The sequence below is a fragment of the Micromonospora sp. NPDC003776 genome (assembly GCF_053605645.1).
Genome location: NZ_JBSGJR010000207.1, coordinates 1 through 10,494, shown reverse-complemented (window position 1 = coordinate 10,494; position 10,494 = coordinate 1). Strand labels below are relative to the sequence as shown.

General features: G+C 75.7%; 9 protein-coding genes. 6 read left to right on the top strand and 3 right to left on the bottom strand.

All coding sequences use genetic code 11. The annotated features are described in order from the left end of the window. On the top strand, positions 1-671 hold a 671-nt coding region (locus ACWEVO_RS18165; protein WP_452308698.1), incomplete at its 5' end, for an ATP-dependent DNA ligase. Positions 672-690: 19 nt separating this feature from the next. On the opposite strand, the gene ACWEVO_RS18160 is transcribed toward ACWEVO_RS18165, so the two are convergent. Then, positions 691-1,515, bottom strand: a complete 825-nt coding sequence (locus tag ACWEVO_RS18160) for an SURF1 family cytochrome oxidase biogenesis protein (RefSeq protein ID WP_452308697.1) — start codon at positions 1,513-1,515, stop codon at positions 691-693. Between the two features lie 178 nt (positions 1,516-1,693). Between ACWEVO_RS18160 and ACWEVO_RS18155 the strand changes: the two genes are divergently transcribed. Both ACWEVO_RS18155 and ACWEVO_RS18150 read left to right on the top strand, forming a co-directional pair. Beyond that, positions 1,694-3,061: a cobyrinate a,c-diamide synthase gene (locus ACWEVO_RS18155; RefSeq protein WP_452308696.1), complete on the top strand. Its 1,368-nt coding sequence runs from the start codon at positions 1,694-1,696 to the stop codon at positions 3,059-3,061. After that, positions 3,058-3,627, top strand: coding sequence for a GNAT family N-acetyltransferase (locus ACWEVO_RS18150; RefSeq protein ID WP_452308695.1), 570 nt, complete (start codon positions 3,058-3,060; stop codon positions 3,625-3,627). Before ACWEVO_RS18155 ends, ACWEVO_RS18150 begins: the two co-directional genes overlap by 4 nt. 127 nt (positions 3,628-3,754) lie before the next feature. Here the strand turns inward: ACWEVO_RS18150 and ACWEVO_RS18145 are convergent, their stop codons facing one another. Further along, on the bottom strand, positions 3,755-5,890 hold the full coding sequence (locus tag ACWEVO_RS18145; RefSeq protein ID WP_452308694.1) for a transglycosylase domain-containing protein: 2,136 nt from the start codon (positions 5,888-5,890) through the stop codon (positions 3,755-3,757). 131 nt (positions 5,891-6,021) lie between these two features. Here ACWEVO_RS18145 and cobC point away from each other — a divergent pair, with 131 nt between their 5' ends. Genes cobC through cobA form a run of 3 tightly spaced genes read left to right on the top strand, consistent with a single transcriptional unit; the run spans position 6,022 to position 9,415 of the window. Beyond that, a complete protein-coding gene (gene cobC, locus ACWEVO_RS18140; RefSeq protein WP_452308693.1) occupies positions 6,022-7,122 on the top strand; it encodes an Rv2231c family pyridoxal phosphate-dependent protein CobC in 1,101 nt (366 codons plus the stop codon). After that, positions 7,122-8,192: a nicotinate-nucleotide--dimethylbenzimidazole phosphoribosyltransferase gene (gene cobT, locus ACWEVO_RS18135; RefSeq protein WP_452308699.1), complete on the top strand. Its 1,071-nt coding sequence runs from the start codon at positions 7,122-7,124 to the stop codon at positions 8,190-8,192. The genes cobC and cobT overlap by 1 nt, the downstream gene beginning before the upstream one ends. Beyond that, a complete protein-coding gene (cobA, locus tag ACWEVO_RS18130; RefSeq protein WP_452308692.1) occupies positions 8,189-9,415 on the top strand; it encodes a uroporphyrinogen-III C-methyltransferase in 1,227 nt (408 codons plus the stop codon). The genes cobT and cobA overlap by 4 nt, the downstream gene beginning before the upstream one ends. A gap of 379 nt (positions 9,416-9,794) precedes the next feature. On the opposite strand, the gene tilS is transcribed toward cobA, so the two are convergent. Continuing rightward, positions 9,795-10,494: tRNA lysidine(34) synthetase TilS (tilS, locus tag ACWEVO_RS18125; protein WP_452308691.1), on the bottom strand; the 700-nt coding region annotated here is incomplete at its 5' end.

Here is a 10,494-nt window from a genome sequence, read left to right as displayed (position 1 = left end):
CCGGCACCACGGTGCTGACGCCGTACTTCTTCGACCTGCTGCACCTCGACGGCGCCGATCTGATCGACCTGCCCGGGCGGGAGCGGTGGGCGGCGCTGGCCGGCGCGGTCGACCCGACGCTGCTGGTCGGCCGGGTGGAGGTGAGCGACGCGGAGCAGGCCGGCGCGGCGTTCGCCGCGGCAGTCGACGCCGGTCAGGAGGGGGTGGTGGTCAAGGACCCGGCCGCCCCCTACGACGCCGGGCGGCGCGGCTCGGCCTGGGTCAAGGTCAAGCCCCGGCACACCCTGGACCTGGTGGTGCTGGCGGTGGAGTGGGGCAGCGGCCGGCGGCAGGGCTGGCTGTCCAACCTGCATCTGGGCGCTCGGGATCCGCGTACGGGTGGCTTCGTGATGCTCGGCAAGACGTTCAAGGGGCTGACCGACGAGCTGCTCCGCTGGCAGACCGAGCGGTTCCTCGGCCTGGCTGTGGAGAAGGGCGACTGGGTGGTCCGGGTCCGCCCGGAGCAGGTGGTCGAGATCGCCTTCGACGGGGTGCAGACGAGCAGCCGCTATCCGGGCGGCATGGCGCTGCGGTTCGCCCGGGTGGTGCGCTACCGCGACGACAAGACCGCCGCCGAGGCCGACACGATCGACGCCGTCCGGGCCATCCACGAGGGCCGGGTCACCGGCTGAGGCGGGCGGCGGCGGCTGGTCAGGCGGAGGTCGGGGCGGCGGGCTCGGCGGCCCGGTCGACCCGCGTACGGGGCTGGTCGAGGCCGGCCATCCGGCGCGCCTCGCGGCGGGCCACCCAGCCGTAGCCGAACAGGCTCATGCCGGCGAAGAGCCACCACTGCACGACGTAGCCGAAGTTCTGCCAGTTGTTGGTGTGCCCGATCGGGACCGCCTGGAACGCCGGGTCGGCGGCCGGCGTCTGCTGATCGAGCAGCACGTAGCCGCCGGCCACCGGGTAGGGGAGCTGCCTGGCGATCCGGGGGATGCTGATCCGCCGGGTCTCCAGCTTGCCGTCGCGCCGGTCCACCGTGCCGCCACCGCTCTCGCTGGACACCACCCGGCCGGTGACCGTGACGTCGCCGCCCGGCGCGGCCGGGACCTGCGGCTGGGTGGTGGCGCTGCCGCCCGGGGCGGGCGGGATCCAGCCGCGGTCCACCAGCACGGCGCTGCCGTCGGCGAGGATCAGCGGGGTGAGCACCTCGAAGCCGACCTCGTTGTCGACGGTACGGCCGCGGACCAGCACCACGTTCGCGGTGTCGTACCGGCCGGTGGCGGTCACCTTGGTCCAGGTCAGCCGCTGGGCCGGGGCCGGGCCGGTGCTGCCGGGGCCGCCGCTCGGGGCGGGCAGGGCGTCCCGCAGCGGCCCGGGGGCCATGGTCGAGCCGGCGTCGATCCGCTCGTTGATCTCGGTACGGCCCCGGTAGCGGTCCAGCTGCCAGTTGCCGAGGAAAACCATCACCGCGGCGGCGACCAGGGTCAGCGCGAGATAGCCCAGCCAGCGCGGGGTCAGCAGGAACCGGTACACGATTGCCAAGGCTACCCGTGTGAGCGGCGCCACCGGCCCGCACCGGGCCACAAGCCGGCCGGAACGGCGGCTGTCCCGAACGGGAGGGCCGCCCGAGCCGACCAGCGGCGGCCGTCGCGCGTCGGCGTGGGCGGGTATGGTCACGCGGGCGGAAACCACCCCAGTCCAGGAGTCGATGATGACCCTCGTGCCGCGCGTCGTGCTCAGCGCGCCCTCCTCGGGGCACGGCACCGGTGCCCTCGCCCTCGGGCTGCTCGCGGCCCTCGCCGACCGGGGGCTGGACGTGGCCGGCGCCAAGATCGGGCCGGACCAGGTGGACGCGGCTTACCTGGGGCTGGCCGGCGGCCGCCCGGGGCGGAACCTGGACCCGCGGCTGGTCGGCCCGGAGCGGATCGCCCCGCTCTTCGCGCACGGCGCGGCCGGCGCCGAGTTCGCCCTGGTGCAGGGCACCATGGGTCTCTACGACTCGGTCGCCGGTCGCCCGGAGACCGAGTCCACCGCCGCCGTGGCCACCACGCTGCGCAGCCCGGTGGTGCTGGTGGTGGACGTGGCGGCGATGGGTCAGTCGGTGGCCGCCCTGGTGCACGGCTTCCGGGCGTACGACGAGCAGCTCTGGCTGGGCGGGGTGATCCTCAACCGGGTGGCGTCGCCCCGGCACGAGGCGATGCTGCGGGAGGCGCTCGACGACGTCGGGGTGCCGGTCTACGGCGCGCTGCGCCGGCACGAGCTGCCCCCGGTGCTGCCCGCCCGCCGGCACGGGATGGTCCCGGTGGTCCAGCGGGACGGCGAGGCGCTGCGCGCGGTGCGCCGCCTCGGCGAGGCGGTGGCCGCCACCGTCGACCTGGACCGGCTGCTGGGCCTGGCCCGCTCCGCGCCGGAGCTGGCGGTCGAGCCGTGGTCACCGGACCCGGCCGCCGCCTCGCCGGCCGGGGAGCGGCCGGTGGTCGCGCTGGCCGGCGGCCCGGGCGGCAGCTACAGCCATCCGGAGACCGGGGAGCTGCTGCGCGCCGCCGGGGCCGAGGTGGTTACCGTCGACCCGCTGCGCGACGAGGCGCTGCCCGCCGGGACCCGGGCGCTGGTCGTCGGCGGCGGGCTGCCCGAGGCGTACGCGGAGCGGCTCTCCGCCAACCGCCGGCTCTGCATCGCGGTGGCCGAGCTGGCCCGTACCGGGCGGCCGGTGATCGCCGAGGGGGCCGGCCTGCTCTGGCTGGCCCGGGAGCTGGACGGGCTGCCGATGTGCGGGGTGCTCGACGCGATCGGCGCGAGCCGGGAGGGCCTGGTGGTCGGCTACCGGGAGGCGACCGCCGCGAGCGACAGCGTGGTGGCCCCGGCGGGCACCACGGTGATCGGGCACAAGCAGCACGCCGCGGTGCTCACCCCCCGGGCCGGCGAGCGGGCGGCGTGGAGCTGGGCGGGGGGCGCCCCGGAGGGCTTCGTCTGGCGGGGTGTGCACGCCTCGCAGCTCGTTCCGCACTGGGCCGCGTACCCGGAGGTCGCCGCCCGGCTGGTCGCGGCGGCCGGCGCCCCCGCGGAGGCCCCGGCGTGATCGGGCAGGTGGCCGTCCGCCGCTTCCCGGCGCTGACCGTCTCCACCCCGCGCACCGAGGTACGCCCGCTGGGGCGGGCGGACGCCGAGGCGGTGGACGAGGTGTTCGCCGACCGGCAGACCCAGCGCTGGCTGCCGCTGGCCGACGCGTCCGGGCAGATCGACGGGCGGGCCTGGTGCACCGAGCTGGCCCGGCAGCGCCGGGACAGCGGGGACGGCGACCACTACGGGCTGGTCCGCCGGGAGGACCAGCGGCTGGTCGGCTGCCTCTGGACCCGGCGCACCGACTGGGGGGCCCGGCTGACCGAGGTCTCATACGCGCTCGCCCCGCACGCCCGCGGGTTCGGCCTGGCCGCCGAGGCGGTGGACGGGGTGGCCATCGCGCTCATCCTGGAGCACGGGTTCCAGCGGGTCGAGCTGCGGGTCGCGCCCGGGAACGTGGCCTCCCGCCGGGTGGCGGAGAAGGCGGGCTTCAGCTACGAGGGCCTGCTGCGCAACGCCGGCTTCGTCCGGGGGGCCCGGGTCGACCTCGAACTCTGGTCCTTCGTCGCCGCCGACCTCCGCTGACCCCCACCCGCGCCCCCGACCAGGAAAAGTTGATCAAGAGGTTTGCGTCGGAAATCGGGCGACTCCGCGCGCAAACCTCTTGATCAACTAGCCCGGGCGCACCCCCGGGCGGTCCAGGGTGGGACGGTCAGCCGACGATCTGGTCGGACGGTGGGGTGAACTGGCGGACCGGCTGTCCCTTGAGGGCGTCGCGCAGGGTCGTCGCCACCGCGTCGACGGGAACCTCGGACAACCCGTCACCCACCGCGTTGAACGGGTTGTCCGGGTCGGCGATGAAGCTCGCCGCGGCCAGTTCCGGGGTGTAGCCGACGAACCAGGCCGACCGCGTGCTGTCCGTGGTACCGGTCTTGCCGGCGACCGGGCGGCCGACCGTGCCGCGGACGCTGTCGGCGGTCGACCAGCCGCCGCAGCCACCCTTGGCCGGGCTGTCGCCGGTCGGGCAGCGGGCCGCGTCGGTGGCCGCCCGGGCCGCGTCGGCGCTGACCACCTGGCGGCAGCGCGGCTTGGCGACCTCCCGCTCCACCCCGCCGGCGGTCGTGTACATGGCCGGCGTGCCGTCCCGGTTCATGATCGAATTGACCGGGATCGCCTCGCAGTACCGCCCGTCGGCGGCGACCGCCGCGTACGCGTTCGCCATCTCCAGCGGAGTGGCGTCGGAGACGCCCAGGGTGAACGCGCCCCACTTGTTCGCCTTGTCCGGCGCGGCGTGCTCGCGGTCCACGTCGGTACGCCAGCGCAGCCCGAGCTGCTCGGCCAGGCGTACGCCCTTCTCCGCGCCGATCTTCTCCTCCAGCTGTACGAAGAAGGTGTTCACCGACTTGCCGAAGCCGGACCACATGGTCTGCACGCCCGTCATCGCGCCGCTGGCGTTGACCGGGGCCCACCCGTCGTAGACGCTCGACTGGTACTTGAACGGCGAGTTGATGGTGTCGGAGAGCTTCGTCCCGGAGTTAAGCGCGGCGAGCATCGTGAACATCTTGAACGTCGATCCGGCCTGGTAGCCGGGGAGCGTGCCCCCGCCGAGCAGCGGCGCTACCGTGTTCGGATAGTTCGCCTTGACCTTCGGGCCGGCCTCCGGGTTGGAGCTGTTCGGGTTCTCGCTCAGGTCCAGCGAGTAGGTCCGGTTCACCGCCATCGCCTTGATCCGTCCGGTGCCAGGTTCGGCCACCACGACGCCGTTGGCGTACGGGCTGCCCGTGGCGTCCTTGGCGCCCACGTTCTTCTCCGCCGCCGCCTGGATCTTCGGGTCGAGGGCGAGCACGATCCGGTAGCCGCCCCGGCGCAGCTTGTCCATCCGTTCCAGCCGGTTGGTCCCGAAGGCGGGCTGGGTGCTCCACCAGTTCTTCAGGTAGTCGCAGTAGAAGCCCCAGGTCGGCCGGTACTTCGGGTCCATCGCGGCGCAGTCGTTCGGTGGGTCGGTCAGCTTGAGCTTGATCGGTTCCGCCTTGGCCTGGGCGACGGCGTCCGGCGACAGGTAACCGAGGCGGGCCATGTTGTCGAGCACGTAGTTGCGCCGGCCGGTGGCGTCCTTCTGGTCGGAGGTGATCGGGTCGTACTCCGACGGGGACTTGACCAGGCCGGCGAGGGTGGCCGCCTCGACCGGGCTGAGGGTGGCCGGGGTCTTGGAGAAGAAGATCTGCGAGGCGGCGTAGATCCCGTACGCCCGGTGGCCGAAGTAGGCCGAGTTCAGGTAGCGCTCCAGGATCTGTTCCTTGCTGAGGTGCTTCTCGATCTCCAGCGCCATGCGCATCTCCTTGACCTTGCGCAGGCTGGTCTGCTGGGTGGCCTCCTGGACCTCCTTCGGCGTCTTGGCGCTGTCCCGCAGGGCCATCCGGACGTACTGCATGGTCAGCGTCGAGGCGCCCTGGGAGACGCCGCCGGAGCGGGCGTTGGAGACGAAGGCGCGGGCCACGCCCTTCGGGTCGACGCCGTGGTGCTGGTAGAAGCGGTTGTCCTCGGCGGCGACGATCGCCTGCTGGACGTTGGGCGAGATGTCCTCGATCTTGGTGTACTGCCGGTACTCCTCGTAGAACATCGTCAGCACCGTCCTGCCGTCCGGCGCGTAGAGGTACGAGGTCTCGGCGGGTAGCGCGGTCTTCAGGATGTCCGTCTTCTGCTCCACGGCGTGCGCGGTCGCCTTGGCGCCGATGCCAGTGAGGGCGGCGAGCGGGTACGCCGCGGCGGCGACCACGATGCCGGCGATCAGCCCGGCGCGGAGGAGAGGGATGGCACGACCGGCGGAGGCAAGGGGTCGGTTGCTCACGAGGTCAAGCTATGACATTTCCGATTCGGAAATGAGAAGAATTCATAAACGGGCGACCGGGTGGGAGTGGTGACGCGGCCCACGCCGGCATCCGCTGTCCCGGGCGGCGGCTTCCCGGCAGGATCGCGGACATGCGTGCTCAGCTCACCGGCGTCGCGCCGGCCCCCGCGCTGCGACCTGGAGCCGTCGAGCCCGACCTCGGGCACCACGGGGACGTCGAAGCCACCCCGGGCCTGGTGGACCTGGCGGTCAACGTCCGCCGCGCCCCGATGCCCGACTGGCTGGCCGATCCGCTGGTCGCCGCCCTCGGCCGGCTCGCCGCGTACCCGGACCCCGGGCCGGCCCGGGCCGCCGTCGCTCACCGGCACGGGCGACCCCCGGAGGAGGTACTCCTCACCGCCGGCGCCGCCGAGGGCTTCGTGCTGCTCGCCCGGGCGCTGCGGGACGCCCGCAGGCCGGTGGTGGTGCACCCGCAGTTCACCGAGCCGGAGGCCGCCCTGCGCGCCGCCGGCCACCAGGTCGAGCGGGTGCTGCTCGACCCGGCCGAGGAGTTCCGGCTCGACCCGGCCCGGGTGCCGGCCGACGCCGACCTGGTGATGATCGGCAACCCCACCAACCCCACCTCGGTGCTGCACCCCGCCGCGGCGCTCGCCGCGCTGGCCCGCCCCGGCCGGGTGCTGGTGGTCGACGAGGCGTTCGCCGACACCACGCTCGCCCCGGGCGTCGACGGCGAGCCCGAGTCCCTCGCCGGCCGCCGCGACCTGCCCGGCCTCGCGGTGGTCCGCAGCCTCACCAAGACCTGGGGACTGGCCGGGCTGCGGGTCGGCTACCTGCTCGGTGACGCCGCCCTGCTCGCCCGCTGCGCCGAGGCCCAGCCGCTCTGGGCGGTCTCCACCCCGGCGCTCGCCGCGGCGACCGCCTGCGCCGCCCCGGCCGCGGTGGCGGCCGAGCGCGCCATCGCCGCCGGGCTCGCCGCCGACCGCGAGCATCTGGTGGCCCGCCTCGCCGGCCTGCCCGGAGTACGCGTCGTCGGCCGCCCGGCCAGCGCCTTCGTCCTCGTCCACCTGCCCGGTGCGGCGGCGGTGCGCGAGCGGCTGCGCGAGCGCGGCTGGGCGGTACGCCGGGGCGACACCTTCCCCGGGCTGGGCCCGGACTGGCTGCGGATCGCGGTGCGCGATCCGGCGACGACCGACGCGTTCACCGACGTGCTGGCGGAGATCCTGGAGGCATGATGTTGGAGTCCACCGTCGCGGCGATCCGTCCGCTCGACGAGGCCGCCATGGCGGCCGCCCGCGAACTGCAGGGCCGGCTGACCAAGCCCGCGGGCTCGCTGGGCGCCCTGGAGCCGCTCTCGATCCGCCTCGCCGGGCTGGCCGGGAGTTGCCCGCCGCCGTTGCCCGAGCCGGCCGCGGTGGCGATCTTCGCGGGCGACCATGGGGTGCACGCCCAGGGCGTCACCCCGTGGCCGCAGGAGGTCACCGCACAGATGATCGGCAACTTCCTGGCCGGCGGCGCCGTGGTCAACGCGTTCGCCCGGCAGGCCGGCGCCTCGGTCACCGTGGTGGACGTCGGCGTGGCCACCCCGCTGCCGGCGGACGGGGGCGGCGACGCGACCGGTCCCCGGCTGGTAGCGGCGAACGTGCGGGCCGGCACCCGGGACCTGACCGTCACCGCGGCGCTCACCCGCGACGAGGCGCGCGCGGCCGTGGAGACCGGCATCCGGGTGGCCGGGGACCTGGTCGACGCCGGCGCTCGGATCCTGCTCACCGGGGACATGGGGATCGGCAACACCACCCCGGCCGCCGCGCTGATCGCCGCGTTCACCGGCGTCGACCCGGCCGGCGCGACCGGGCGCGGCACCGGGGTGGACGACGAGACGTACGCCCGGAAGGTCGGCGTGGTGCGGGCGGCGCTGGACCGGCACGCCCCCGATCCGGCCGACCCGCTGGGTGTGCTCGCCGCCGTCGGCGGGCTGGAGCACGCCGCGCTGTGCGGGCTGATCCTGGGTGCCGCCGCGCGCCGGGTGCCGGTGCTGCTGGACGGAGTGATCGCGGTCAGCGCCGCGCTCGCCGCCGCCGCGTACGCCCCGGACGCGGTCGGGGCGATGGTCGCCGGGCACCGCTCGGCGGAACCGGGCGCCACGGCGGCGCTGCGGCACCTCGGCCTGGACCCGCTGATCGACCTCGGGCTGCGCCTCGGCGAGGGCACCGGCGCGCTGCTCGCGCTCCCGGTGGTCACCGGCGCGGTCCGGGTGCTGCACGAGGTGGCCACCTTCGACTCGGCGGGAGTGGCCGAGAAGTGAGCGCCAATCCGTACCCGCTCGGGCTGCGGCTGGCCGGCCGGCGGGTGGTCGTGGTGGGCGGGGGAGCGGTGGCCACCCGGCGGGTGCCGGCGCTGCTCGATGCCGGCGCGGACGTGCTGCTGGTGTCGCCGGAGCTGACCCCGGCGCTGCGCGCCCACGTCGACGCCGGTCGGCTGCACTGGGAGCCCCGCCGGTTCGCCCCCGGCGACCTGGACGGGGCCTGGCTGGTCCAGGTCGCGGTGGACGACCGGGCCGCCGCGGCCGGGGTCAGCGCCGCCGCCGCCGAGCGGCGGATCTTCTGCGTCCGGGCCGACGACCGGGCGGCCGCCACCGCCTGGACCCCGGCGGTCACCCGGCACGGCCCGGTCACCGTGGCGGTGCTCGGCGGCGGCGATTCCCGCCGCGCGATGGCCGTCCGCGACGCGATCCGCGACCTGCTGAGCGCGCGCCCGGACCGGCCGGCCGACGGGACCGGTGGCGCACCCGGCCGGGTGGCGCTGGTGGGTGCCGGCCCGGGCGATCCGGAGCTGATCACCGTGAAGGGCTGGCGGTTGCTCACCGCGGCGGACGTGGTGGTCGCCGACCGGCTCGTGCCCGGGCTGCTCCTGGACGAGCTGCGTCCCGACGTCGAGCTGGTCGACGCCTCGAAGATCCCGTACGGGCCGTCCCGCGCGCAGGAGGAGATCAACCGGATCCTGGTGGACCGCGCCCTGGCCGGCAAGGCCGTGGTACGGCTCAAGGGCGGCGACCCGTACGTCTTCGGCCGGGGTGGCGAGGAGCTGCTGGCCTGCGCCGAGGCGGGTGTCCCGGTGACCGTGGTGCCCGGGGTGACCAGCGCCATCGCCGTGCCGGCGGCGGCCGGCGTGCCGGTGACCCACCGGGCGGTCGCGCACGAGTTCACCGTGGTGTCCGGGCATGTGGCGCCCGACTCGCCGGCCTCGCTGGTGCGCTGGGAGTCGCTCGCCGGCCTGCGCGGCACCCTGGTGATCCTGATGGGGCTGAAGAACCTGGCCGCGATCAGCGCCACCCTGATCGCCCACGGGAAGCCTGCGGCCACCCCGGCGGCGGTGATCCAGGAGGGCACCACGAGCGGCCAGCGGACCCTCCGGTCGACCCTGGGCGGGGTGGCCGCCGACGTGACCGCCGCCGGCCTCCGCCCGCCCGCCATCGTCGTCCTCGGCGACGTGGTCGACGCCCTGGCCGGCGGACCGCCGGACGCCTGAGTCGCCCCCTCCCGACGCCGGCTCGTCCCCGGCAACCCCCTCCGACCCACCTTTGCTCTGCTTAAACCCACGCAACAGTTCCGGGCCGGTTGTGTTGCGCCCGTTGAAGCAGAGCAAAGGTGGATGCCAGGGTGGGCCCGGCCGACGGAGGGGCCCGGGCGCCGCCGACGGAGGGGCCCGAGCGCCGCCGGGTGAACCGCTCCAACCGACCGGGGTGCGGATGTGGCCCGCGGCAACCGGCGGCGACGGGCGACACCACGGCCGGGGGACCGGCGGCGGCGCACGACGGTGCCGCAGCCCGGGCGGGAGCCGTACTTGCGAAAGTCGGCGCCGTGACGGCGGAGATCAGGTTGCGCCGGGACAGGCGGACCGGGAGCGCTCAGCGGTGGGCGGCGAGGACGAGCCGGCCCGCGCGGCGGAGCACCGGGAGGCCGCCGGGCAGGTGGACGGGCCCTTGCCCGTGCCAGTCGGTGACCAGGGCGTCCAGGGCGGCGACGTGCCGGTGCGACAGGGCGGCCGGCGGGGCACCCAACTCCCGCGCCCAGGCGTGCAGCACCCGGGTACGAACCGCTGCCGGGAGGGTGGCGAGCCCGTCGACCGACAGCCCGCCCTCGGGGCGGCGGACCTCGGCGAGCGCGGCGGCGGCCAGCGCGTCGAGGGCGGCCGTGTCGGCGGCGAGCAGTCGGGCGGTCCGGGCCAGGTTGTCGACCACGCCGGGGCCCAGCGCGTCCACCAGCGCCGGGAGCAGGTCGGCGCGCACCCGGGACCGGGCGTACGCGGGGTCGGCGTTGTGCGGGTCGTCCCACGGGACGAGGCCGAGCGCGGCGCACGCCTTGCGGGTGTCCTCCCGGGTGACGTCGAGCAGCGGGCGCAGCAGCGGCATCCCGGCCCACTCACGCCGCTCCGGCATGCCGGCCAGGCCGCGCGGGCCGGCGCCCCGGGCCAGCGCGAGCAGCACGGTCTCGGCCTGGTCGTCCCGGGTGTGGCCGAGCAGCACCGCGGCGGCGTGGTGCCGGCGGGCGGCGGCGAGCAGGGCCTCGTAGCGGGCCTCCCGGGCGGCCGCCTCCGGGCCACCAGGC

What these genes read in the sequence shown, in the direction of transcription:
- ACWEVO_RS18155 (WP_452308696.1), top strand. Translation starts at nt 1,694, where the DNA reads ATGACCCTCGTGCCGCGCGTCGTGCTCAGCGCGCCCTCCTCGGGGCAC.
- cobC (WP_452308693.1), top strand. Translation starts at nt 6,022, where the DNA reads ATGCGTGCTCAGCTCACCGGCGTCGCGCCGGCCCCCGCGCTGCGACCT.
- cobT (WP_452308699.1), top strand. Translation starts at nt 7,122, where the DNA reads ATGTTGGAGTCCACCGTCGCGGCGATCCGTCCGCTCGACGAGGCCGCC.